Raw genomic sequence first — 23,173 nt, forward strand, 5'->3', positions numbered from 1 at the left:
CCATAGACGAGAACGTGTTCTAGTTCTAGGGTGGGGCCATGGACTCCCTCGTCGCGGATGTGGTGATCGTGGGTTTCGGTGCGGCGGGCGCCTGCGCGGCGATCGAAGCGGCCGACGCCGGTGCCCGGGTGCTCGTGCTGGACCGGTTCTCCGGTGGTGGCGCGAGCGCGGTCAGCGGCGGTGTCGTCTACGCCGGTGGCGGGACGGCGCAGCAGCGGGACGCGGGTGTCGACGACAGCGTCGACGCGATGTACGACTACCTGCGGCTCGAGGTCGGCGACGTCGTCTCCGAGGAGACCCTGCGGCGGTTCTGCGCGGGCAGTACGGAGATGATCTCCTGGCTGGAAGGCGAAGGTGTCCCTTTCGAGGGCAGCCTCTGTCCCTACAAGACCTCCTATCCGAGCGACAAGCACTATCTGTATTACTCGGGCAGCGAGGCGGCGGGCGGCTTCCGCGACGCGGCCAAGCCGGCGCCGCGCGGGCATCGTGTCAAGGGGCCCGGCACCTCCGGGAAACTGCTGATGAAACGCCTGGCCGACGCCGTCCGGAACCGCGGGATCCAGGTGCTGCCGCAGACGGCGGCACGGAGCCTGATCGTGGACGCCGACGGGACCGTGACCGGCGTCGTGGTGTCCACCTTGCGGGACGCTCCCGCTCGCGTGCGGGCCACGCATCGGAAGCTGTCCGCGTATGCCGCGAAACCGGGGATCTACGTGCCGTCGCTGCGGAAGTCGTTGCACCGGCGGGTGGAGCGGATCGAACGCCGATACGGTCGTGAGCTGCGGATTTCCGCCACTCGCGGGGTTGTTCTCGCGGCGGGCGGATTCATCGCGAACCGCGAGATGGTGCGCGAGCACGCGCCCGCGTACCGGGGCGGGCTGGCGCTCGGGACCTCCGCCGACGACGGATCCGGCATCCGGATGGGTGTCGAAGCGGGCGGGGCCACCGCCGAACTCGGGCGGATCTCCGCCTGGCGGTTCATCACCCCGCCGTCGGCGTTCCTCGGCGGCCTCCTTGTGGACGAGACGGGCGGCCGGATCATCGACGAATCCCGGTACGGCGCCGCCGTCGGCGAACGCATGATCGCCGAGCACGGCGGACGCGGCTGGCTGCTGGTCGACGACGCCATCGTCCAAGAGGTCAAACGGGACGCACGCGGGCAAAGCCAATGGTTCCAAGGGCTTCAGGTGCGCTATCTCCTGCGGCAACGGGTCGTCGCCGGGTCGCTGGACGAGGTCGCGCGCAAGGCGGGCGTGGATCCGGGCGGGCTGGCCGCCAGTGTCGAGGCCGCGCGTTCCGGTGCGGATCCGGCGGGCAAACCCGCGGAGTTCGCGCGGCCGCTGGACCGGGCGCCGTATTCGCTGATCGACGTCTCGATCAAGCCGAATCTCGGCTACCCGTGCCCGATGCTGACGCTGGGCGGTCTGGTCGTGGACGAGGAGACCGGCGCGGTCCGGTCCGGGGCGGGTGTCCCGATTCGTGGTCTGTACGCGGCGGGCCGGACCGCGGTGGGAATCTGTTCTAGGTCCTATGTGAGCGGTCTGTCGCTGGCCGACTGTGTGTTTTCCGGTCGGCGTGCCGGACTGCACAGTGCGCTCGACCGGGGATCGGTCGACAAAAACGAGAACGTGTTCTAGTCTTGGATCCGGTTCACGGAGTATGGCGAGAGAGGGAACGCATATGAGCGAGCACGCCGCGCAGGACGTGATCGCGGGGATCCGGGAGCTGCTGCCGGTCCTGCGGGAACGGGCGCAGGAGGCGGAGGACGCCAGGCGCGTTCCCGAGGAGTCCGTCAAATCCCTGCAGGAGACCGGGTTCTTCAAAATGCTGCAGCCGAAGACGTTCGGCGGCATCGAAGTCGACCCGGTGAGCTTCTACACCGCGGTCAAACTCGTCGCGAGCGCGTGCGGGTCCACCGGCTGGGTCGCCTCCATCCTCGGCGTCCACCCGTGGCACCTCGGCCTGTTCGAGGCGCAGGCGCAGCAGGACGTCTGGGGTGACGACCCCGACGTCCGGATCTCCTCGTCGTACGCGCCGATGGGCAAGGCGGACGTCGTCGACGGCGGCTACCGGCTCAGCGGGCGCTGGAGTTTCTCCTCCGGCTGCGACCACGCGACCTGGGTGCTGCTGGGCGGTCCGACGTTCAAGGACGGGAAACCCGTCGACTTCTGCACCTATCTGGTGCCGATCTCCGACTACACGATCGAAGACGTCTGGGACACCGTGGGCCTGCGTGGCACCGGGTCCAACGACATCATCGTGAACGACGTGTTCGTCCCGAAGCACCGCGCGCTCAGCTTCATCGCGACGTCGAAGTGCAAGACGCCCGGGCAGGAGATCAACCCCGGACCGCTGTACAAGCTGCCGTACGGTTCGGTGCATCCGAGCACGATCACCGCGCCGATCATCGGGATGGCGCAGGGCGCGTACGACGCGCACGTCGAGTACCAGGGCAAGCGGGTCCGTGCGGCGTACGCGGGCGAACAGTCCAAAGAGGACCCGTTCGCGAAGGTGCGGATCGCGGAGGCGGCCAGCGAGATCGACGCGGCCTGGCTCCAGCTGACGCACAACATCGACGAGCTGTACCAGCTGGCGTGCAAGGGGGAGAAGCTCCCGTTCCCGACGCGGCTGCGGGTCCGCCGCGACCAGGTCCGCGGCACGGAACGCGCGATCTTCGCGATCGACAGGCTTTTCGAGAACTCCGGCGGTCGTGCGCTGCAGGCCGGAACCCCGATCCAGCGGTTCTGGCGCGACGCCCACGCCGGCCGGGTGCACGCGGCGAACGACGCCGAGCGCGCCTACGTCATGTTCGGAACCGGCGCCTTCGGGCTGCCCGTCGAGAATGCGATGGTCTGATGACCGAAGGCAAGTACGTCACCGTCCAAGGTGGACTCAAGCTGCACTACCACGAGGCGGGCGCGGAACATCCGGAGACGGTGATCCTGCTGCACGGCGGCGGGCCCGGCGCGTCGGCGTGGAGCAACTTCGGCCGGAACCTGCCGGTATTTGGCAAGAACTACCGGACGCTGGCCATCGACCAGCCCGGGTTCGGCCGGTCGGACAAACCGACCGAGCATCCGCAGTACTTCCGGCACAGCGCGGACGCCGTGGTCGGGCTGATGGACGAACTCGGTATCGAGCGGGCGCATTTCGTCGGGAACTCGCTCGGCGGCGGGACGTCCGTGCGGCTCGCGCTCAACCATCCGAAGCGGGCCGGGCGCCTGGTCCTGATGGGGCCGGGCGGCCTGAGCGTGAACCTGTTCGCGCCGGATCCGACCGAGGGCATCAAGAACCTCGGCCGGTTCAGTGCCCCGCCGGGGCCGAGCCGCGAAAAGCTCGAAGCCTTCCTGCGGATCATGGTGCACGACCAGTCGCTGATCACCGACGAACTGATCGACGAGCGGTTCGCCGCCGCGAGCGCGCCCGAGTCCCTCGCCGCGATGAAGGCGATGGGGAAGTCGTTCGCCCAGCCCGACACCTATGAAGAGGGCATGTTGTGGCGCGAGGCACATCGCCTGCGCCAACGTGTGCTCCTGATCTGGGGGCGGGAAGACCGGGTCAACCCGCTCGACGGCGCGCTGCTCGCGCTCAAGACGATCCCGCGGGCCCAGCTGCACGTGTTCGGCGGCTGCGGGCACTGGGCGCAGCTGGAGAAGTTCGACGAATTCAACCGGCTGGCACTCGACTTCCTGGGAGCCTCCTGATGGGTATCCGTTCGCTCGCTTACCTGCGTATCGAAGCCACCGACATGGCCGCGTGGCGTGAGTACGGGCTGAAGGTCCTCGGCATGGTCGAGGGTTCCGGCACGAATCCGGAAGCGCTCTACCTGCGCATGGACGATTTCCCGGCGCGGCTGGTGGTGTTCCCCGGCGAGCGCGACAGGCTCGCCGTCGCGGGCTGGGAGGTCGCCAACGCCGGCGAACTCGACGAGATCCGGGCGTCGCTCGACGCGCATTCGGTGCCGTACAAGGAAGGTACACCGGATCAGCTGGCCGATCGCCGGGTCGACGGCCTGGTGTCCTTTGAGGACCCTTCCGGTAACACGCTCGAAGTGTTCCACGGGGTCGCGCTGCAGCATCGGCGGGTGGTGAGCCCCTACGGGCACAAGTTCGTGACCGGCGAGCAGGGGCTCGGGCACGTCGTCCTGTCCACACACGACGATGAGGCTTCCCTGCGCTTCTACCGTGACGTGCTCGGATTCCGGCTGCGGGACTCGATGAAGCTGCCGCCGCAGATGGTCGGCAGGCCCGCCGACGGCGCACCGGCTTGGCTGCGGTTCTTCGGCTGCAACCCGCGTCACCACAGTCTCGCGTTCCTGCCGATGCCGACACCGAGCGGCATCGTGCACCTCATGGTTGAAGTGGAGAACACCGACGACGTCGGTCTCTGCCTCGATCGGGCCATCCGCCGGAAGGTGCCGATGTCGGCGACCCTCGGGCGGCACGTCAACGATCTGATGCTCTCGTTCTACATGAAGACCCCCGGCGGCTTCGATGTCGAATACGGCTGCGAGGGGCGTCAGGTGGACGACGAGAGCTGGATCGCCCGAGAAAGTACGGCGGTTTCGTTGTGGGGACACGACTTTTCAGTCGGCGCACATCGAGTATCAGGGCAGTCGTGACCCCGGTGACGGACCTCGGCGCGGACATCGATCCGGCGCGGTTCCGCACGGTGCTCGGGCATTTCTGCACGGGCGTCGCGGTGGTGACCGGGCACGACGGCACGGCGCCGGTGGGCTTCGCCTGCCAGTCGTTCGCGGCGCTTTCGCTGGATCCTCCGCTGGTGCTTTTCTGTCCTGCCAAGACTTCCCGGACGTGGGCGGTGCTCGCCGAGTCCGGCCGGTTCGCCGTCAATGTGCTCGCGGAAGACCAGCAAGACGTCAGCGCGGTGTTCGGGGCGCGGGGCGCGGACAAGTTCGCGTCGGTCGACTGGACGCCCGCCCCGTCCGGATCTCCTTTGCTGACCGGGGCTTTGACGTGGATCGACTGCACGCTCGAAGCCGTGCACGAGGCGGGGGACCACTACGTCGTCGTCGGCCGGGTCACCGCGCTCGGGGAACCTTCGGACGATCGGCCGCTGCTGTTCCATCGCGGGCGGTACACGGTGACCGAACCGGTGACGGACGCGCTCGCCGCGCTCATGCCGTGGCCGCGTCCGGACGATTGGCTTTAACTGGAACTGTAAAAATGTAAAACTGAAAAAATGTAAAGCTGTCCTTTCCCGTGGCTTCCGCTTAGCGTTTTCGGCGGAAGCTCACCAAGGAATGGGGACAGCAACGTGAATTCTCGCAGACTGACCGGAATCGGATTGGCGGCCGCCGTCGTCACGGTCTTGGCAGGCGTGACGCCGGCACAGGCGGCCGAGGGTGCGATCGTCGGCGCAGGCGCGGAAGGCACCGTCGCCGACAGCTACATCGTCGTGCTCAAGGACGGGTCGACCGCCGACAAGCCTTCGCTGGCAAGCAAGTTCGGGGGCGCCATCGGACGGCAGTACACGCAGGGCATCAGCGGTTTCTCGGTGGCGCTGAAGGAACGGCAGGCCAAACGCCTCGCGGCCGATCCGGCGGTCGCCTTCGTGGAACAGAACAAGGTCCTGCGCGCCGAGGCGACGCAGACTAATCCGCCGTCGTGGGGGCTCGACCGCATCGATCAGCGCAATCTTCCGCTCGACAGCAAGTACAACTACTCGACGACCGCTTCGAATGTGAACGTCTACGTTCTCGACACCGGGATCCGTGCCACGCATACCGATTTCGGCGGCCGGGTGAAGCAGGGTTACGACTTCGTCGACAATGACACGAACGCGGACGACGGTTACGGTCACGGTACCCATGTCGCGGCCACGATCGCCGGTGCGAAATACGGTGTCGCCAAGGGCGCTTCGCTGTATCCGGTGCGCGTGCTCGGTTCCGACGGAAGCGGCACGACCGCGGGCGTGATCTCGGGCGTCGACTGGATCACCAAGAACGCCACGAAGCCCGCCGTGGCCAACGCCAGCCTCGGCGGCGGCGCGTCGACTGCGCTCGATACCGCGGTGCGGAACTCCATCAAGGCGGGTATCACCTGGGCGATCGCCGCCGGTAATTCCAACGTGAACGCCGCGAACACCTCGCCGGCCCGGGTCACCGAGGCGCTCACGGTCGCCGCGGCGGACCGCACCGACCGCCGCGCTTCCTTCTCCAACTACGGCTCGGTGATCGACCTGTTCGCGCCCGGCGTCTCGATCACCTCGGCCTGGAAGGACAGCGACACCGCGACCTACACCGGTAACGGCACCTCGTTCGCCGCGCCGCATGTGGCCGGTGCCGCCGCGCTGTACTTGTCTTCGCACACCGGCGCCACCGCGGCGCAGGTCGCTCAGGCGCTGATCAGCGCTTCGACTCCGGGGAAGGTCACCAACCCCGGTAGCGGTAGCCCGAACCGCACGCTCTACGTCGGGTAGGTTCCCTCGGTGGTGGCTCGGTCCCGGCGTTGCGCCGGGACCGAGCTCTTTCGTCCGCGGGGCCGGGGCGGGCCGAGCAAGGAGCGCAAGGCCAACGGCGGCAAGGACAACAGTTGTTCGAGTTCGGCGAGCGCCCGGAGCGATTCCGGGCGTTCCGGTCTCCGTCTGCCGGACTGCCAGTGGCTCAGCGTCGGCACGCTGATGGAGACGCCGCGGAGTTCGAGACGATGGCGGATCCGGTCCAGCGGGAGCCCGCTGGCCGTGATCGCCGCGCGCAGGGCCCGCGGGAACGGTTCTGGATGCAGGGTGGCGCCGGGGAAGATCTTCGGGGGCGACATGCACTGAACGTAAGAAGCCGTATCTGGAGTGTCAACGGCGTCCGGTGGGCGTCTCAGCCGGTGAACCCGACGAAAGTCGGATCGGCTCACCCGCTTCGTGCAGACTCCGCAACGCGAGCGAGTACGACTCGATGAGGCCGGTCTCGTGATACGGGACGCCGATTTCCGCGCAGTACTCTTGGACGATGGGCCGGGCACGGCGAAGATGCGGTGAAGGCATGCTCGGGAACAGGTGGTGCTCGATCTGGTAGTTGAGCCCGCCGAGCGCGACGTCGACGACCCGGCCACCGCGGACGTTGCGGGACGTGAGCACCTGCTTGCGCAGGAAGTCGAGCTCGGTGTCGCCGGACAGGATCGGCATCCCCTTGTGGTTGGGCGCGAAGATCGATCCCATGTAGACACCCCACAGTGCTTTGTGGACGATGAAGAAGACGAGTGCCTTGCCTGGCGAGAGGACCACGAACAGCGCGCTGAAGTAGAGCGCGAAATGCGTCAGTAGCAGGGCCGCTTCGAGCCCGCGCCGTCGCAGGCCCGGCTTCCACACCGCGCGGATACCGGAGAAGTGCAGGTTCAGGCCTTCGAGGGTGAGCAACGGGAAGAACAGGAACGCCTGGTAGCGGCCGATGAACCGCGGAAGTCCCTTGCTGGCGCGCGCCTGGTCCTTCGACCACACGAGGATGTCCGGATCGACGTCGGGGTCGAGATCCTCGTGATTCGGGTTCGCGTGATGGCGGGTGTGCTTGTCCATCCACCAGCCGTAACTCATGCCGACACCGAGATTGCCCGCGATCCGGCCGGCGATCTCGCTCGGACGGCGGGTGCGGAACACCTGGCGGTGCGCGAGATCGTGAGACAGCAAGGCGATCTGGCCGAACATCACCGCCTGGAACACGGCGATCGCCAGTTGCCACCAGGAATCCCCGATCGCGAAGAAGGCGATCCAGCCGCCGACGAAGAGGGTGGCGACCAGGCCGATGCGGAAGACGTAGTAGCCGGGGCGGCGGTCGAGGAGGCCCGCTTCGCTGACGCGGCGGGACAGGCGGGCGAAATCGCTGCCTGTGCGGAGGTTTGCGGTCACCGTTGTGAGTCTGGTTCCGGGCGGGGCCGGGGTGAATGCGGTGCGCCGGTGGGTTGGTGCGGGGGTTGGCCCTACCCTGGGGTCGTGATGGTCAGGGCGCGGCTGTGGTACCTGCGGGTCGTGTGGGTGCACGAATTCGCCGAGGAGCCTGTGGAGATCCTCAGCGAGGTCGGCCTCGACGGCTATGAGCGCCGGAAAGTGGAGCGATTCCGCGACGGCAGGCTCGGTTGGGCCGACGAGGAGCGCGAGGTCGGCGGCACAGGTTTGGGAGAGATCCCTGTTCCGCCTCTTGCCGAGATCAACGCGCAGCGGGAGTTCGTGGCGTCGAGGATCGGTGGTGAGGAGTTCGAGCGGGTGTGGAGGCGGGCGCTCGGTGGGCAATGAACCAGCGAGTGTGTCAACCGAGAGCAGGCGTGACGCGTCTTATGACCATGACCGGTGACAGAGAGCTTTCCTGGGATGGGTGTGTCAATGTCCGCGACTTGAGCGGGTTGGGGCGAGTCAGGCCGGGGGCGGTCGTCCGGATGGAGGCGCCGACACGCTTGAGCGAGGCCGGGTGGGCGACGGCCTGGGCCTACGGGGTCCGCACGGTGGTCGATCTGCGCGATTCCGACGAGCGCGAGCCGGACCGTGCGCCTAGACCGGCGGGGATCACGACCGTGCATGCCCCGCTCGACCCGATCGGTACCCCCTTCTACGAGCACTGGAAGAACATCGACCACTTGTCCTCGCCGCTGTACTTCCCGGCGATGCTCGCCGAACACCCCGAGCCGGTGGTCGCCGCCGTGCGGGCGATCGCCCATGCCGCTCCAGGCTGCGTGGTGTTCCACTGCGCCGGCGGCAAGGACAGGACGGGACTCCTTGCCCTGGTGTTGCTCAGACTGGCCGGAGCCTCTCCGGAAGAGATCATCGCCGACTACCTGCTGACCTACGACCGAATGAAACCGCGGTACGACGAACTCGGTGCCCGTGACCAACTGGCCGCGGTGACCGAGCTGCTCGCCACCAGGAACACCACCATAGAAGCATCGCTGACCTCGACGATCACGTCGTTGACGATGCCCGACTTCCTCCTGGGCAACGGCCTGTCCGAGACCGAACTCGACGTCCTGCGTGCCCGCCTGGCCAGCTGAAGAACCGATTCGAGGGGAATGAACCGTCGGCGCCTGTCGGCGAGAGGAAGTGGCATACGGCGCTGTGTGATGCCGGCCGATGAACACCGTGCCTGGCACGGGCATGCCGGTGTTTTTGTGATCCGCGCTCGCCCTGGTAACGCGGCAGCAGCGAGAACACCAATGGATAGCTGTGCCAGTAGCTTCCCAAAGGAACCGACCTATCCGGGTATTCACAGGGCGAACTCGACGACCGGCCGCGGCAGACGCTGGGCTGGCTTAAGCCGATCGAAGCGTTCAGCAAAGTGTTACTAGACTAGAGGCGGTGCAGTCACCCAGTTGAAACCACTTGAGGGGCTGCGGAAGAAGTGGTCGCCGATGCAGATCGCGTACAGGTTGCGGCTCGACCATCCGATGGATCATTCTCGCTGGGTGTCACATGAAGCGATTTATCAGGCGTTGTTCGTACAGGCGAAGGGACGTTGCGGGCGGAGGTGGTCGAGGATCGTGCCGTGCCGGGCTTCCGGAAGGCGATTTGATCGTCGGCGCGAACAATCAGTCGCAGATCGCGACCTTGGTCGAACGGCGCACTCGTTTTGTCATGCTGGTGCGTATTCCTCATGATCGCATGGCCGAGAATGTGGCCCCTCGGCTGGCCGCCAAGATGAACACCTTGCCTGACGTTGTCAAGAACAGCGTCACCTGGGACCAGGGTGGCGAGATGGGCGGCCACAGGAAGTTCACCATGACCACCGGCATGCCGGTGTATTTTTGTGATCCGCGCTCGCCCTGGCAACGCGGCAGCAACGAGAACACCAATGGATTGCTGCGCCAGTACCTTCCCAAAGGAACCGACCTATCCGGGTATTCACAGGACGAACTCGATGCCATCGCAGACGAACTCGACGACCGGCCACGGGCAGACGCTGGGCTGGCTTAAGCCGATCGAAGCGTTCAGCAAAGTGTTGCCAGACTAGAAGTGGTGCACTCACCAGTTGAAACCACCCCCGCGGATTCAGTGGTGATCGAACTTACGTTCGAGTATGATCATGGTTATGACCCAGTCTCTTGCTTTCAATCCGAAAGCCGCTCGTCTTCTCGATGCCGCGTACGACGAAGAGGTGGTGCTTCGTCGTGCGCAGGGGCGGCAGGTGCATTCGATAGCCGGGTTCGCCGCGGTGGGTGGCTCGCGAAGATCGGTGACCGAGGAGGTCGCTTTGGCCTTCTCGGTCTCTCGTAATCAGGCGTATCTACTGGTCGAGACCTCGTGTGCTTTGGTGGCGCGGTTGCCGAACACGTTGGCGGCGCTGGAGAAGGGTGACATCGATCTGTACAAGGCGTCGAAGGTCAGCCAGTTGACCCGTGAGGTCTCCGACGAGGTCGCCGCACTGGTGGACGCGTTCATGACCAAACGGCTCGCCGACCGTGATCCCACGGCGATCCGGAAATCGGTGGATCACGCGGTGCAGAAATTCGACCCCGACGGCTACCGTGAACGCGCCGAGCGGAAACGCGCGCTGCGGCATGTCTCGCTGGAACACGAAGACGAGACCATGTCGAAGCTGTCTGGCTATCTTCCCGCCGAAGTGGCGAGTTCGGTGTACGCCTCGCTGTCCCGCGCGGCCAAGGCCCGCCGCCACTCCGACAAGTCCCGCACGCTGGATCAGCACCGTGCGGACATTTTCGCCGAACGGCTCCTGGCCGAGGACGGGCACGGCACCCCTCGCGCGCACATCCACGTCTACGTCGACCTGCTCACCCTGACCGGCGCCCGTGAAGACCCCGCCACCCTGGCAGGCTACGGACCCATCCCCGGCTGGCTCACCCGGGAGATCGCCACCGACCCCACCTCGACCTGGTCCCGGCTGATCACCGACCCCGCCACCGGCCAACTCCTCGAAGCCAGCCCCGGCACCTACCGGCCACCAGCCTCACTCGCCCGACTCATCACAGCCCGCGACCAAGAATGCACCCACCCCGGCTGCCACCGCCCCGCCGCGTTCTCCGAGATCGACCACATCACCACCTGGGCATCCCACGGCAACACCGACCACCACAACTGCCACACCGCCTGCAAAATCCACAACATGCTCAAAGAAGAACCCGGCTGGACCACCGACCCCACCGGCAACGGCGGCATGACCATCACCACCCCCACCGGCCACACCCACACCACCACCCCCGAACCACTCCACCACCCACGACCCCAACCACCGGACGACAACACCCCACCCCTCTAACCCACACACACCCTTGAAGCCACCCGGAAACACACCGGGCGGCGACACCGGCACGCCCAAGGTCCGGCCCGGTCGGGGAGCCAAGGGGCTGGGCAGGTCCTGTGGCCATCCCGACGTACTCCGGGCTGTCGCCGCGGCCTGCCCAGAGCTCGTCCGGTTGAGAGCCCTGCGGTGACCGTGCGTTGTGGCCACCCGGAAACCCGCCGGGCGGCGACACCGGCGCGCCCAGGCGCCTGTCCCCGTGGGAGCCATGAGGCGGGCGGGTCCTGATGACACCCAGGGAGCGTTCGCCCGGAAACCCTGCGCGTGAAGGCCCCCTTCCCTTCGCTGAGCCGAGGGAAGGAGTCCTTCACGCGCCACTGAGGTGACCGCGGCAGCTAGGACCGCGCAGCAGCCTCCCGCGCCGCATCGAAAGGAGCTCGGTCGAACACGATCCGCAACTCCACGATCTTTCCCTCCCGCACCGTCAGCAACTCGGCCCCGGGCGCGCTCGCCACCGGCAGGGTCGCCGTGTCGTACATCAGCAACGCCGTCGTCTCGTCCCCGAACGCCGAGAGCAGGGTCGACCCGGTGAGGATCTCGGTGAACGGGCCCATGAACCCGCGAAACGCCTCGGCACCGGCCAGCGGCCCGCCGGGTGTGTGGCAGACGATGTCGCCGGCGACGTAGGTCATCGCCTTTTCGAAGTCCTTGCCGGTCCACGCGCGGTGGTAGGAGAGCGCGACAGCCAAGGCTGGACTGGTCATGATGGTTCCTTTCGTCGGTCTTCACCTCGTCAGACACCACCCCCGCCCCGAACGGAACGGTGCGCCGCGAAAGGATCGGCCTGTGAGCACCAGAGCAACGGACGACCAGCCGTTTCGCGAGCTCGCCGAGACGTACCGGCACGAGCTCCACCTGCACTGTTACCGGATCCTCGGCTCCCTCACCGACGCCGAGGACGCCGTTCAGGAGACGCTCTTGGCCGCATGGCGAGGCCTCGACGGCTTCGAGGGACGCTCGTCGCTCCGCACCTGGCTGTACCGCATCGCCACCAACCGCTGCCTCAACGCACTGAGGGACGCGGGCCGCCGTCGCCCTCTGGAGCCGGTGCCGCCGTTCGACCCGCCCGAGCCGAGCCGTCGCGGCGAGATGACCTGGTTACAGCCGTACCCGGACGAGCTCCTCGAGCGCGTCGCCGACAGCGAGCCCGGGCCCGAAGCACGCTACGGCACCCGGGAGGCGATCGAGCTCGCCTTCATCACCGGCCTCCAGCTCCTCCCGCCGAGACAAGCCGCCGCGCTCGTCCTGCGTGACGTCCTGTGCTTTCCCGCCGGTGAGGTCGCGAGCATGCTCGGCACCACCGAGACGGCGGTCAAAGGCATCCTTCAGCGCGCCCGCGCCTCCCTCGACAAGCATCGCGAGCGCGCCGGGCACCGGCCGTCACCTCAGGAACGCGAGCTGACCAGGCGATTCGCCGACGCTTTCACCGCGGGCGACCTCGACGGCGTCCTCAGCCTGCTCACCGACGACGCCTGGCTCGCCATGCCGCCGGCCCCGCACGAGTACCACGGACTCGAAGCGATCGCCGGTTTCCTCCGTGTCACCATGGCCGTTCCCGTGGAGCGTTTCACCATGACGCCGGCACGGGCGAACAACCAGCCCGCCTTCCGCTGCCGCCACGGCGAGACCCCCGCCGGACTGATGGTCCTCACCCTCGATGGCGATCGGATCCGCGCCGTCACCCGGTTCCTGGATTAGACGAAGGGGCGTCACGATAACGGCGGCCGCACCCTCCCGAGGTGCTCCCCGGGCGAGCCGAACAACCGCGCCGCGCCATGCGCCCGTTTGAAATAGCGATGCGCCGGATGCTCCCAGGTGATCGCGATCCCGCCGTGCAGCTGGATCATCTCGCCCGCCACCGTCGCCAGCGCCTCCGAACAGTGCACCTTCGCCACCGCCGCCAGCCTGCTCGACTCCGGAGCCGCGTAGGCCGCCGAACGCGCGGTCTCCACCAGGACGTGAAGATCCGCCATCCGATGCTTCAACGCCTGGAAACCGCCGATCGGCCTGCCGAACTGGTGCCGCTGCTTGCTGTACTCCACCGTCAACTCGAACGCCCGCGCCGCGGCCCCGGCCTGTTCGGCGGCCAGGACGGCACACGCGACATCTCGCAGCGCGCCGAGGTCGACGGGGCCGAGTAGCCGGGCGGGAGCGCGCTCGAAGCTCACGCGGGCCAGCCGCCGGGATTCGTCCATCGCCGGAGTCCGCACCCGCCGGGCATCGGAGACTTCGTACAGCGAGCCGTCGGCGACGACCAGGAGGATCTCCGCCTCGTCGCCGTGGAGGACATAGTGCGCCTCACCCTCGACGGCGGAGCCGACGACACGGCAGGCAGGCGTGTCGTCCCACCGGCCGTCGGCGTCGGTCCAGGCCACCGCGCCGACGGTGCCTTCGGCGAGGCGGGGGAGCAGACGCTCGGAGGCTTCATCGTTCCCGGTGGCCAGTACCGCGTGCACGGCGAGCACGGCCGAGCCGAGGAACGGGACGTCGGCGAGGACCCTGCCCAGTTCTTCGGCGACCACCTGCAGTTCCGCCGTCCCGGCGCCGAGCCCGCCGAACCGCTCGGGTACGGCCAGCGCCGCCACACCGATCTGTTCGCACAGTTCCGGCCAGGGATCCGCTTCCCGGTCCAGCAGTTTCCGGACGCTGTCCCGCAGCGCGTCCTGCTCGGCGGTGAACGTCATGACAGCACCCGCTCCCGATGGAACCGTGGCGTGCCCCAGGCGCCGACCAGCGCGCGGACCCTGGTCAGGCGCAGGCCCAGCGCGTGTTCCGCGGTGTAGCCGATCGCGCCGTGCACCTGCAGCCCCGTCCGGGCGGCGAGGTGCGCGGCGTCGCCACACGCCACCTTGGCCGCGGAGACGTCCCGCCGGTCCAGCGTGACGGCCGCGCCGAACAGCAGCGGCTCCGCCAGCGTGAGCGCGGTCGCCACATCGGCGAGCAGATGCTTGACCGCCTGATAGCCGCCGATCTCGCGGCCGTACTGCTTGCGTTGCGCGGCATAGGCGACCGACGTGTCGAGCAGCCACCGTCCCGCGCCGAGGAGTTGCGCGGCGGTGGCGAGACAGCCCAGTTCGAACGCGCGGTCCGCGTCGAACGCCGTGCCGAGATCGTCCCCGGCCACCGGCGGGAACAGCCGCCGTGAACTGTCCACAGAGGACAGAAGTGAGCCGGGGGTGAACGCGCGCAGCCTGCCGTTCTCGACGGCGAGACGAGCGTCCGCGACGTCGGAATCCAAGGCGTACGGCACGTGTGGCGCATAGGCGACCGATGCCAGCGTCTCACCGGACGCGACCGATGTCAGCAGTTCGTCGTCGAGCAAGGACGGCAGGACGGCGACGGTGTCGGTCCACGGCCCTGGAGCGCAGTGGTAGCCGAGTCGTTCGAAGCCGACGGCCAGATCCACCGGTGTGGCGCCGAGCCCGTCGTACTTCTCGGGGACCGCCAGCGCGGTCACGCCGAGTTCCGCCAGACGCCGCCAGATCTTGAGCCCGGGGCCGGGATCGCCCGCCGCCCAGGCGCGGTTGGCCGAGTCGGTGTCCACACCGGACAGAAGATCGTTCAGGCTGCGGGAGAACTGCTCCTGCTCGCCGGAGAGTGCGAATCTCATCGAGCCCCCTTCGGCAGGCCGAGCAACCGTTCGGCGACGATGGACCGCTGGATCTGGTCGGTCCCGCCGTAGATCGGGCCCGCGAGGGAGAACAGCCAGCCGTCGCTCCAGGCGCCCCGCAGTTCGGCGTCCGGCCCGAGGATGTCGAGCGCGGTTTCGTGGAGCGCGACGTCGAGATGTGACCAGAACAGCTTGTTGACACTCGATTCGGGCCCGAGCTCGGCGCCGCCGGAGAGCCGGGTGACCGTGCCCAGGGTGTACAGCTGGTAGGCCCGTGCGCCGATCCACGCGTCGGCGACCCGGTCCGCGGTGTGCGCGGGGCGCCCGGCGTCCCGCCAGAGCGAGACCAGCCGGTCGGCGGCGGCGAGGAACCGGCCGGGGCTGCGCAAGGAAAGGCCGCGTTCGTTGTTCGCCGTGGTCATCGCGACCCGCCAGCCTTCGCCCGGCTCGCCGATCACGTCCTCGTCGGGGACGAAGACGTCGTCGAAGAAGATCTCGGCGAACCCCGGTTCGCCGTCCAGTTGGGGGATCGGCCGCACGGTGACACCTTCGGACCGCAGATCCACCATCAGATAGGTGAGGCCCTTGTGCCGTGCCGATTCCGGGTCGCTGCGGAACAGGCCGAACGCGCGATCGGCGAACGCCGCCCGCGAGCTCCACGTCTTCTGCCCGCTGACCCGCCAGCCGCCGTCGCAGCGGGTCGCGGTGCTCCGGAGGGCGGCGATGTCGCTGCCCGCCTCGGGTTCCGACCACGCCTGCGCCCAGACCTCCTCCGAACGCGCCATCTTCGGCAGGATCCGGGCCTGCTGTTCCTCCGTGCCATGGGAGAACAACGTCGGCGCGAGCATGAAGATGCCGTTCTGGTTGACCCGCGACGGCGCTCCCGCCGCGTAGTACTCCTCCTCGAACAGCACCCACTCCAGGAGGCTCGCGTCCCGCCCGCCGAGTTCGCGCGGCCACGAGACGACCGACCAGCGGGCGTCGGCCAGCCGGGACTCCCACTCGCGGTGCTGAGCGAATCCTTCGGCGGTGTCGAACGATTTCAAGGGCTCGGCCGGGACGTTCGCGGCGAGCCAGGCACGTGCTTCGTCGCGGAAGGCGAGTGTCCGCTCGTCCAGTTCGAGGTTCATCACGAACTCGCGTCCCGCATCGACCGCGCGTCCTGCCCGCCCAGCGAGTCGCCGCCGGAAACCTCGGCGTTGTGCGCGTGCGCGAAGTGATGCAGCCCGAACACGGAGTCCATTCCGGACCGGAGACCCATCAGATCCTCGGCCTGGTTGACGGCCTTCTTGGCGAGCGCGAGCCCCATCCGCGGCATCACCGCGATCTTCTCCGCCAGCGCCATCGTCTCGGTTTCGAGGTCGGCGCGCGGGACGACCCGGTTCAGCATGCCCCACTCCTTGGCCTGCTGTGCGGTGAAACGCTCACCGGTGAACAGCACCTCCTTGGCCGCGCGCGGACCGAGGACCCAGGGATGCGCGAAGTACTCGACACCGGGAATCCCCATACGCACCACGGGGTCCGCGAAGAACGCGTCGTCGGAGGCGACGATCATGTCGCATACCCACGCCAGCATCAGCGCCCCCGCGATGCACGCGCCCTGCACACTCGCGATGGTCGGCTTCGGGATCTCGCGCCACCGGCGGCACATGCCGAGGTAGACCTCCGACTCGCGGGCGAACCGCTGATCACCGCCCTCGGCGCCGACGTGGTCCCACCACAGCACCGCCTTGCGCTCGAAAGAGACGTCCACGTCCCGTTCCGGTGTCCCGATGTCGTGCCCGGCGGAGAAATGCTTGCCCGCCCCGGCCAGCACGATCACCTTGACCTCGGGATCGTCGACGGCGCGGGTGAACGCGGCGTCGAGCGCGTAGGTCATCGCCGAGTTCTGCGCGTTCCGGTACTCCGGCCGGTTCATCGTGACGACGGCCACCGGCCCGCGCCGCTCGTACTCGACGGTCATCCGTTCTCCTCCCGCAACACGCGTTTCAGTACCTTCCCCGACAGGTTTCGCGGAAGCTCCGCCACGAAGTCGACAAATCGAGGAGTCTTGTAGTTGGCCAACCGGCCTTCGCAATGGGCAAGTACGTCCTCTGTGGACAGTGAAGCCTCGGGACTGAGCTGGATGAAGGCCTTGCCGACCTCGCCGAGCCGTTCGTCCGGCACACCGACGACGGCGGCTTCGGCGACGCCGGCCAGGCGGCTCAGCACCTGCTCGACTTCGGCCGGGTAGACGTTGAACCCACCGCAGACGTACATGTCCTTGATCCGGTCGACGATCTTCAGATACCCGCGTTCGTTCAGCACGCCGACATCGCCCGTGTGCAGCCAGCCTTCGGCGTCGACGGCCTTCGCGGTGGCGTCCGGATCATCGAGATAGCCGAGCATCACGTTCGGCCCGCGCAGCAGGACTTCGTCGTGCTCGCCGAGTTTCACCTCGAAGCCTGCCGTCGCGCGGCCGGAGAAGTTCGCCACCAGTTCGACGTCGTCCTCGGGGCGGGACATCGTGGCCACCACCGCTTCGGTGAGGCCGTACGCGGTGAGCACCGTGTCGATTCCCAGGCCGGTCCGCATCCGCTCGACGAGCGTGACCGGTACGGTGGCGGCGCCGGTGACGGCGAGCCGCAGGCTGGACAGGTCGTGGTTCCCGCGTTCGGGCGCGTCCAGCAGGACCTGGTAGATCGTGGGCGCGCCGGGAAGCACCGTGACGCGCTCGGCTTCGACGAGGCGCAGGGTTTCCCGGACGTCGAAGGTGCGCTGCGGCAGCAGGGTCGCGCCCCGCAGTATCGCCGCGAGGATCCCCGCCTTGTACCCGAAGCTGTGAAAGAACGGGTTGATCACGAGGTACCGGTCTTCTTCGGTCAAGCCACCGCACTCCGCCCAGGCTTCGGCGACGCTCAGCGCCTGCCGGTGGCTGCTCATCGCGCCCTTGCTGCGGCCGGTGGTCCCGGAGGTGAACAGGATGTCGCTGACGTCGCCGGGTCGTGCAGGACTGACGAACTCACTGTCAAGACCGGAGAGAGCGTCCCATTCCGTGACGCCGTCGACGGGTTCCTCGGTGCCTTCGACAGGGATGCGCAATATGGTGCCGGGCCGGGAAGAGCCGAGATCCGCCAGCCGGTCGGTGCCGAGGAACGTGCCGGTGATCGCCAGCGCGGAGACCTTCGCGCGCTCAAGGACGTCGACGGTCTCGCGCGCGGTGAAACGGGTGTTGACCGGGATCAGTGTCGCACCGGCGTACAGCGCTCCAAGCCCGGCGACGACCCAGTGCCAGGTGTTGGGGGAACAGATCGCGACCCGTTCGTGGCCCTCGAAGAACCGCGCGGCCTGCCGTACCCGTCGGGCGAGTTCGGCATAGGTGAGCCGGACTTCGCCGTCGACCAGCGCTTCCCGCCCGGTGAAGCGCTCCGCGGCCCTGTCGAGCGCCGCCGGGATGGTTCCTTCAGTCATCGAAGTCTCCCTAGCAAGTGCTTGGTAGGGTAGCCTACGCACCAGGCTCTGGTTTGGCTAGAGGAGGCAGGCGTGGCTCAAGACGGTTTCCGTGACCGTGTGCGCACCTGGCTGGCGGAAAACCTGCCGCCGGAACTGCGCGGCCTGGGCGGTCCGGGGCGGGAGCACGAGGCCTTCGACGAACGCGTGGAGTGGGAGCGGCGCCTCGCGGCGGCGGGCTGGACCTGCGTCGGCTGGCCGGTCGAGCACGGCGGCCAGGGCGCGACGCTGGAACAGCAGGTCGTCTTTCACGAGGAGTACGCGCGGGCGAACGCGCCCGCGAGGGTGAGTCACCTGGCACAGGAACTCCTCGGCCCCACTCTCCTCGCGTTCGGCACTCCGGAGCAGCGGAAGCGTTTCCTGCCCCCGATCGTGGCGGTCGAAGAACTGTGGTGCCAAGGCTATTCCGAACCCGGCGCGGGCTCCGATCTCGCCGCCGTGGCGACCACGGCGACCCTCGAAGGCGACGAGTGGGTGCTGAACGGCCAGAAGGTGTGGACGTCTCTCGCGCACGTCGCCGACTGGTGTTTCGTCCTGGCCCGCACCGAGCCCGGCTCGAAACGCCACAAAGGACTGTCCTATTTGCTCGTCCCGATGCGACAGCCGGGAGTGGAGGTCCGGCCGATCCGGCAGCTCACCGGGACCTCGGAGTTCAACGAAGTCTTCTTCGACGGCGCCCGCACGGCGAAGGACCTCGTGGTCGGGGAACCCGGCGACGGCTGGCGCGTGGCGATGGGCACCCTCGCCTTCGAGCGTGGTGTCGCGACGCTCGGGCAGCAGGTCGGCTTCCGCCGGGAACTCGAAGAACTCACCAGGATCGCGCCGGACGACCCGGTGATCGCCGAACGGATCGACCGCGCCTGGGTCGGCCTGGAGGTCATGCGGGCGCAGGCGATCCGCACTCTCGGCGACGCTTCACCGGGCGTGGCCGAAGTGTCCAAACTGGTCTGGGCGAACTGGCATCGTGACCTCGGGGAGCTCGCGATGCTCGTCCGCGGCGCGCGGGGAATGCTCGCGGAAGACGGGCTCGACCCCTGGCAGCGGCTCTTCCTCTTCACTCGCGCCGACACGATCTACGGCGGCTCCAACGAAATCCAGCGCAACGTCATCGCCGAGCGGGTGCTCGGCCTGCCAAGGGAGGTACGCCCGTGATCCCGGTACCGAAGTACCCCGAGGGGGCGAACCTCCTGCGGGACAAGGTGGTCGTGGTGACGGCGGCGGCCGGCACCGGGATCGGTTCCGCGGTGGCGAAACGCGCGCTGGAGGAAGGTGCCAGGGTCGTGATCAGCGACTGGCACGAGCGGCGTCTCGGCGAGAAGGCGGCCGAGCTCGGTGACGTCCACGCGATTCCCTGCGACGTCACGCAAGAAGAGCAGGTGCAGGCGCTCATCGACGGCGCCGCCGCGCACTACGGCCGGATCGACGTGCTCGTCAACAACGCCGGGCTCGGCGGCACGAAGTCCATTGTGGACATGGCCGACGACGAATGGGCCCGGGTCATCGACGTGACCCTCAACGGCACGTTCCGCGCGACGAGGGCCGCGGTGAACCGGTTCATCGCGCAAGGTGACGGCGGCGTGATCGTCAACAACGCGTCGGTGATCGGCTGGCGCGCGCAGGCCGGGCAGGCCCATTACGCGGCCGCGAAGGCGGGAGTCATGGCGCTCACCCGGTGTGCGGCCGTCGACGTCGCCGAACACGGCATCCGGGTCAACGCGGTCGCGCCGAGCCTGGCGATGCATCCGTTCCTGGCCAAGGTGACCAGCGAGGAACTGCTCACCGAACTCACCGCGCGGGAGGTCTCGGGGAGGGCGGCGGAACCGTGGGAAGTGGCGAATGTGATGGTGTTCCTCGCCAGTGAGTACTCGTCGTACCTCACCGGCGAGGTCGTGTCCGTGAGTTCCCAGCATGCGTGAGGTAGCAATGAAAGCCAGTCCAGGGTCCCGCCGCGCCGAACTGCTCGCCCTGGCGGCGAAGCTGTTCGCCGAGCGCGGTTACGTCTCCACCACCGTGCGGGACATCGCGGACGCGGCGGGCATCCTTTCGGGCAGTCTCTACCACCATTTCGACTCGAAGGAGTCGATGGCCGACGAGATCCTCACCGGATTTCTCGACGAACTCTTCGGCGCCTACGCCGAGATCGTCGCGGAAGGGAAAGGCCCGCGGGAAACCCTCGAAGCCGTCGTCGTGGCGTCGTTCGAATCCATTCACCGGCGGCCGGCCGAGGTGGCGATCTACCAATCCGAGGCGAAGCACCTCATGCAGTTGCCGCGGTTCGACTACCTCAACGACCGCAACACCGAATTCCGCAAACTGTGGAACGGGATCCTCACCGACGGCATCGCGGCCGGCGTGTTCCGAGAGGACCTCGACGTCGAACTCACCTACCGGTTCATCCGCGACACCGTCTGGGTGGCGGTGCGCTGGTACAACCCCGGCGGCACGCTGAGCGCGGACGACGTCGCGCAGCAGTACCTCGGGATCCTGCTGGACGGCATCGCAACCAAAAGGAGGAAACGTGGGTGAGGCGTATGTACTGGACGCGGTCCGGACCCCGGTCGGCAAACGCGGGGGAGCGCTGAGCGGCATCCATTCCGCCGACCTCGGCGCCCACGTCATCCAGGCCGTCGTCGAACGAGCGGGCGTCGAGGCCGACCTGGTCGACGACGTCATCCTCGGCTGCTGTGACACGCTCGGACCGCAGTCGGGGAACATCGCGCGCACGGCGTGGCTCGCGGCGGGTTTCGGGCACCACGTGCCGGGCGTGACGATCGACCGGCAGTGCGGTTCGAGCCAGCAGGCCGTGCATTTCGCCGCACAGGCGGTGCTGTCCGGGACGATGGACCTCGTTCTCGCCGGTGGCGTGCAGAACATGAGCGCCATCCCGATCAGCGCGGCGATGCTGGCCGGACGTGAGTACGGCTTCGAAGATCCGTTCTCCGGCTCGAAGGGCTGGCAGGAGCGGTACGGCAGCGTGGAGGTCTCGCAGTTCCGCAGTGCCGACATGATCGCCGAGCACTGGGACCTGACCCGCGAGGCGATGGAGGAGTTCGCCTTCCGCAGCCATCAGCGCGCGATCGCGGCCATCGACGAAGGCCGCTTCGCCGCCGAGATCACCCCGTTCGCCGGTGCCGCCCTGGACGAGGGGCCCAGGCGCGACACCAGCAGGGAACGGATGGCCGGGCTGAAACCGCTGAGCGAGGGTTCCCGGATCACCGCGGCCGTGGCCAGTCAGATCTCGGACGGTGCCAGCGCGGCACTCATCGCGTCGGAGAAGTTCGTCGAGGAACACGGGCTGACCCCGCGCGCCAGGATCCACCACCTTTCCGTGCGGGCGGCCGATCCGGTGTGGATGCTGACCGGGCCCATCCCGGCGACCGCGCACGCGCTGCGGAAGACCGGGCTGAGCATCGACGACATCGACCTGTTCGAGGTCAACGAAGCGTTCGCGAGTGTCGTCCTGGCGTGGATCGAGGAGACGGGCGCCGATCCGGACCGTGTCAACGTCAACGGCGGCGGGATCGCTCTCGGTCATCCCATCGGCGCGACCGGGACGAAACTGTTCGCGACCCTGCTGCACGAACTCGAGCGGCGGGGCGGCCGCTACGGGTTGCAGACGATGTGCGAGGGCGGCGGTACGGCGAACGTCACGATCATCGAGCGGCTTTGACTCCCCACACGGCGAGTGCCGACGCGCTGAACAGCGCGCCGAGCAGGCAGACGCCCGTCCAGCCGGCGACGGCGTAAACGGCGGTCGAGCCGATGGCGCCCAGGCCGCTGCCGACGGAGTAGAAGATCATGTACCCGCCGATCAACCTGCTTCCGGCGTCCGGCCGGAGCGGGTAGATCAGGGTCTGGCTCGTGACGTGCACGGCCTGGACGGCCAGGTCGAGCAGGATCGCGCCCACCACCAGCGCCCACAATGACGTGCGGGTGAAACCCAGCGGCACCCAGGAAAGCAGGAGCAGACCGAGCGCGAGCCCGGTCGTCCACCGCGCCCGGCCGCGATCGGCGAGCCGTCCTGCGGGTGCCGCCGCCAGCGCGCCCGCGGCCCCGGCCAGCCCGAACGCGCCGATGGCGGTATGCGACAGACCGTCCTCGCTGAGCGGCAAGGCGACCGAACTCCACAACGTGCCGAACGCGGCGAAGATCAGCAGCGCGAGTATGCCGCGTGTCCGGAAGACGGGCTCCTCGGCGAAAAGGGACAACGTGGACCGCAGCAACCGCCCGTAGCCCATGGCCTTTCCCGGGGCCGTGGCGGGAAGGACGCGATACAGCACGATCGCGATCACCACGGTCACACCCGCGGACACGACGTACACCGCGCGCCAGCCGGCGAGGTCGGCCAGCGCGCCGGACACCGTGCGCGCGAGCAGGATCCCGAGGACGACGCCGGTCGTCACGAGGCCGACCACGCGTCCGCGTTCGCCGGGTTCCGCCAGCGACGCGGCGAACGCGACCAGGAGCTGCGTGACCACCGCGAGCACGCCGATCGCCGCCATCCCGGCGAACAGCACCATCCCGGTCGGGGCGGTCGCGGCGACCAGTTCGGCGATCGCCAGCAGCGTCAGCAGGCCGGCGACGAGCCGCCGCCGGTCGAGCAGGTCACCGAGCGGGACCAGCAGGAACAGGCCCAGTCCGTAGCCGAACTGAGTGAGCGTGACGATGCCGCCCACGGTCGAGGACGCGATGCCGAGGTCGGTGCCCATGGTGACGAGCAACGGCTGGGCGAAGTAGATGGTGGCGACGGCCGTCCCGGCGGCCACGGCGAACAACAGGACGACACCGCGGTGCACAGATCCTCCAGATGGTTTCAACTTGCT

General features: G+C 68.1%; 24 protein-coding genes and 1 pseudogene. 16 read left to right on the top strand and 9 right to left on the bottom strand.

Annotated features, from left to right (window positions below):
- Positions 1–38: 38 nt before the first annotated feature.
- From ACIBTM_RS33810 to ACIBTM_RS33835, 6 genes are all read left to right on the top strand, one after another.
- Positions 39–1,637, top strand: coding sequence for an FAD-binding protein (locus ACIBTM_RS33810; RefSeq protein WP_395881198.1), 1,599 nt, complete (start codon positions 39–41; stop codon positions 1,635–1,637).
- 43 nt (positions 1,638–1,680) lie between these two features.
- On the top strand, positions 1,681–2,856 hold the full coding sequence (hsaA, locus tag ACIBTM_RS33815) for a 3-hydroxy-9,10-secoandrosta-1,3,5(10)-triene-9,17-dione monooxygenase oxygenase subunit (RefSeq protein ID WP_395881199.1): 1,176 nt from the start codon (positions 1,681–1,683) through the stop codon (positions 2,854–2,856).
- Entirely contained in the window at positions 2,856–3,704 is an 849-nt protein-coding gene (gene hsaD, locus ACIBTM_RS33820) for a 4,5:9,10-diseco-3-hydroxy-5,9,17-trioxoandrosta-1(10),2-diene-4-oate hydrolase (RefSeq protein WP_395881200.1), read from the top strand. The genes hsaA and hsaD overlap by 1 nt, the downstream gene beginning before the upstream one ends.
- Positions 3,704–4,621: an iron-dependent extradiol dioxygenase HsaC gene (gene hsaC, locus ACIBTM_RS33825; protein WP_395881201.1), complete on the top strand. Its 918-nt coding sequence runs from the start codon at positions 3,704–3,706 to the stop codon at positions 4,619–4,621. The genes hsaD and hsaC overlap by 1 nt, the downstream gene beginning before the upstream one ends.
- Positions 4,618–5,172, top strand: a complete 555-nt coding sequence (gene hsaB / locus ACIBTM_RS33830; protein ID WP_125675430.1) for a 3-hydroxy-9,10-secoandrosta-1,3,5(10)-triene-9,17-dione monooxygenase reductase subunit — start codon at positions 4,618–4,620, stop codon at positions 5,170–5,172. The genes hsaC and hsaB overlap by 4 nt, the downstream gene beginning before the upstream one ends.
- Positions 5,173–5,277: 105 nt before the next feature.
- Complete coding sequence (locus ACIBTM_RS33835) at positions 5,278–6,441, top strand: S8 family peptidase (RefSeq protein WP_395881202.1); 1,164 nt, start codon at positions 5,278–5,280, stop codon at positions 6,439–6,441.
- Here the strand turns inward: ACIBTM_RS33835 and ACIBTM_RS33840 are convergent.
- Both ACIBTM_RS33840 and ACIBTM_RS33845 read right to left on the bottom strand, forming a co-directional pair.
- A complete protein-coding gene (locus tag ACIBTM_RS33840) occupies positions 6,429–6,779 on the bottom strand; it encodes a transcriptional regulator (RefSeq protein ID WP_395881203.1) in 351 nt (116 codons plus the stop codon). The two genes, ACIBTM_RS33835 and ACIBTM_RS33840, sit on opposite strands and share 13 nt — an antisense overlap.
- A 31-nt stretch (positions 6,780–6,810) precedes the next feature.
- Positions 6,811–7,857, bottom strand: coding sequence for a fatty acid desaturase family protein (locus ACIBTM_RS33845; RefSeq protein ID WP_395881204.1), 1,047 nt, complete (start codon positions 7,855–7,857; stop codon positions 6,811–6,813).
- An 87-nt stretch (positions 7,858–7,944) separates the two neighbouring features.
- Here ACIBTM_RS33845 and ACIBTM_RS33850 point away from each other — a divergent pair, with 87 nt between their 5' ends.
- The 5 genes and pseudogenes from ACIBTM_RS33850 to ACIBTM_RS33870 all read left to right on the top strand — a co-directional run bounded on the left by ACIBTM_RS33850 (position 7,945) and on the right by ACIBTM_RS33870 (position 11,209).
- Positions 7,945–8,241 carry a DUF6881 domain-containing protein gene (locus tag ACIBTM_RS33850; RefSeq protein ID WP_395881307.1) on the top strand — a complete coding sequence of 99 codons (297 nt, stop codon included), beginning with the start codon at positions 7,945–7,947 and terminating at the stop codon, positions 8,239–8,241.
- A 47-nt stretch (positions 8,242–8,288) separates the two neighbouring features.
- Positions 8,289–8,990, top strand: coding sequence for a tyrosine-protein phosphatase (locus tag ACIBTM_RS33855; RefSeq protein ID WP_395881205.1), 702 nt, complete (start codon positions 8,289–8,291; stop codon positions 8,988–8,990).
- A 113-nt stretch (positions 8,991–9,103) separates the two neighbouring features.
- Positions 9,104–9,289 (top strand): annotated as a pseudogene (locus ACIBTM_RS33860) (transposase); the annotation flags it as partial.
- Positions 9,290–9,504: 215 nt separating this feature from the next.
- Positions 9,505–9,909, top strand: a complete 405-nt coding sequence (locus ACIBTM_RS33865) for an IS30 family transposase (protein WP_395881206.1) — start codon at positions 9,505–9,507, stop codon at positions 9,907–9,909.
- Between the two features lie 259 nt (positions 9,910–10,168).
- Positions 10,169–11,209, top strand: a complete 1,041-nt coding sequence (locus tag ACIBTM_RS33870; protein ID WP_395881308.1) for a DUF222 domain-containing protein — start codon at positions 10,169–10,171, stop codon at positions 11,207–11,209.
- A 377-nt stretch (positions 11,210–11,586) separates the two neighbouring features.
- On the opposite strand, the gene ACIBTM_RS33875 is transcribed toward ACIBTM_RS33870, so the two are convergent.
- The gene (locus tag ACIBTM_RS33875) at positions 11,587–11,955 is read right to left on the bottom strand and encodes a nuclear transport factor 2 family protein (RefSeq protein ID WP_395881207.1); all 369 of its coding nucleotides are present in this window, start codon (positions 11,953–11,955) and stop codon (positions 11,587–11,589) included.
- Positions 11,956–12,037: 82 nt separating this feature from the next.
- Between ACIBTM_RS33875 and ACIBTM_RS33880 the strand changes: the two genes are divergently transcribed.
- Positions 12,038–12,949: an RNA polymerase subunit sigma-70 gene (locus tag ACIBTM_RS33880; RefSeq protein WP_395881208.1), complete on the top strand. Its 912-nt coding sequence runs from the start codon at positions 12,038–12,040 to the stop codon at positions 12,947–12,949.
- Between the two features lie 11 nt (positions 12,950–12,960).
- Here the strand turns inward: ACIBTM_RS33880 and ACIBTM_RS33885 are convergent, their stop codons facing one another.
- Genes ACIBTM_RS33885 through ACIBTM_RS33905 form a run of 5 tightly spaced genes read right to left on the bottom strand, consistent with a single transcriptional unit; the run spans position 12,961 to position 18,311 of the window.
- The gene (locus ACIBTM_RS33885; protein ID WP_395881209.1) at positions 12,961–13,935 is read right to left on the bottom strand and encodes an acyl-CoA dehydrogenase family protein; all 975 of its coding nucleotides are present in this window, start codon (positions 13,933–13,935) and stop codon (positions 12,961–12,963) included.
- Positions 13,932–14,861: an acyl-CoA dehydrogenase family protein gene (locus ACIBTM_RS33890; RefSeq protein ID WP_395881210.1), complete on the bottom strand. Its 930-nt coding sequence runs from the start codon at positions 14,859–14,861 to the stop codon at positions 13,932–13,934. The genes ACIBTM_RS33885 and ACIBTM_RS33890 overlap by 4 nt, the downstream gene beginning before the upstream one ends.
- On the bottom strand, positions 14,858–15,991 hold the full coding sequence (locus ACIBTM_RS33895) for an acyl-CoA dehydrogenase family protein (RefSeq protein WP_395881212.1): 1,134 nt from the start codon (positions 15,989–15,991) through the stop codon (positions 14,858–14,860). Before ACIBTM_RS33895 ends, ACIBTM_RS33890 begins: the two co-directional genes overlap by 4 nt.
- Complete coding sequence (locus ACIBTM_RS33900; protein ID WP_034317229.1) at positions 15,991–16,824, bottom strand: enoyl-CoA hydratase; 834 nt, start codon at positions 16,822–16,824, stop codon at positions 15,991–15,993. Before ACIBTM_RS33900 ends, ACIBTM_RS33895 begins: the two co-directional genes overlap by 1 nt.
- On the bottom strand, positions 16,821–18,311 hold the full coding sequence (locus ACIBTM_RS33905) for a FadD3 family acyl-CoA ligase (RefSeq protein WP_395881213.1): 1,491 nt from the start codon (positions 18,309–18,311) through the stop codon (positions 16,821–16,823). The genes ACIBTM_RS33900 and ACIBTM_RS33905 overlap by 4 nt, the downstream gene beginning before the upstream one ends.
- A gap of 72 nt (positions 18,312–18,383) precedes the next feature.
- Between ACIBTM_RS33905 and ACIBTM_RS33910 the strand changes: the two genes are divergently transcribed.
- Genes ACIBTM_RS33910 through ACIBTM_RS33925 form a run of 4 tightly spaced genes read left to right on the top strand, consistent with a single transcriptional unit; the run spans position 18,384 to position 22,020 of the window.
- A complete protein-coding gene (locus ACIBTM_RS33910; protein WP_395881214.1) occupies positions 18,384–19,502 on the top strand; it encodes an acyl-CoA dehydrogenase family protein in 1,119 nt (372 codons plus the stop codon).
- Positions 19,499–20,266, top strand: coding sequence for an SDR family oxidoreductase (locus ACIBTM_RS33915; protein WP_395881215.1), 768 nt, complete (start codon positions 19,499–19,501; stop codon positions 20,264–20,266). The genes ACIBTM_RS33910 and ACIBTM_RS33915 overlap by 4 nt, the downstream gene beginning before the upstream one ends.
- A gap of 7 nt (positions 20,267–20,273) precedes the next feature.
- On the top strand, positions 20,274–20,876 hold the full coding sequence (locus ACIBTM_RS33920; protein WP_125687979.1) for a TetR/AcrR family transcriptional regulator: 603 nt from the start codon (positions 20,274–20,276) through the stop codon (positions 20,874–20,876).
- Positions 20,869–22,020: an acetyl-CoA C-acetyltransferase gene (locus ACIBTM_RS33925; RefSeq protein ID WP_395881216.1), complete on the top strand. Its 1,152-nt coding sequence runs from the start codon at positions 20,869–20,871 to the stop codon at positions 22,018–22,020. The genes ACIBTM_RS33920 and ACIBTM_RS33925 overlap by 8 nt, the downstream gene beginning before the upstream one ends.
- Here ACIBTM_RS33925 and ACIBTM_RS33930 read toward each other — a convergent pair.
- Entirely contained in the window at positions 22,004–23,146 is a 1,143-nt protein-coding gene (locus tag ACIBTM_RS33930; protein WP_395881217.1) for an MFS transporter, read from the bottom strand. The genes ACIBTM_RS33925 and ACIBTM_RS33930 overlap by 17 nt on opposite strands.
- Positions 23,147–23,173 lie beyond the last annotated feature (27 nt).

This window comes from Amycolatopsis sp. NPDC049868 (genome assembly GCF_044461365.1).
Lineage (GTDB): Bacteria > Actinomycetota > Actinomycetes > Mycobacteriales > Pseudonocardiaceae > Amycolatopsis.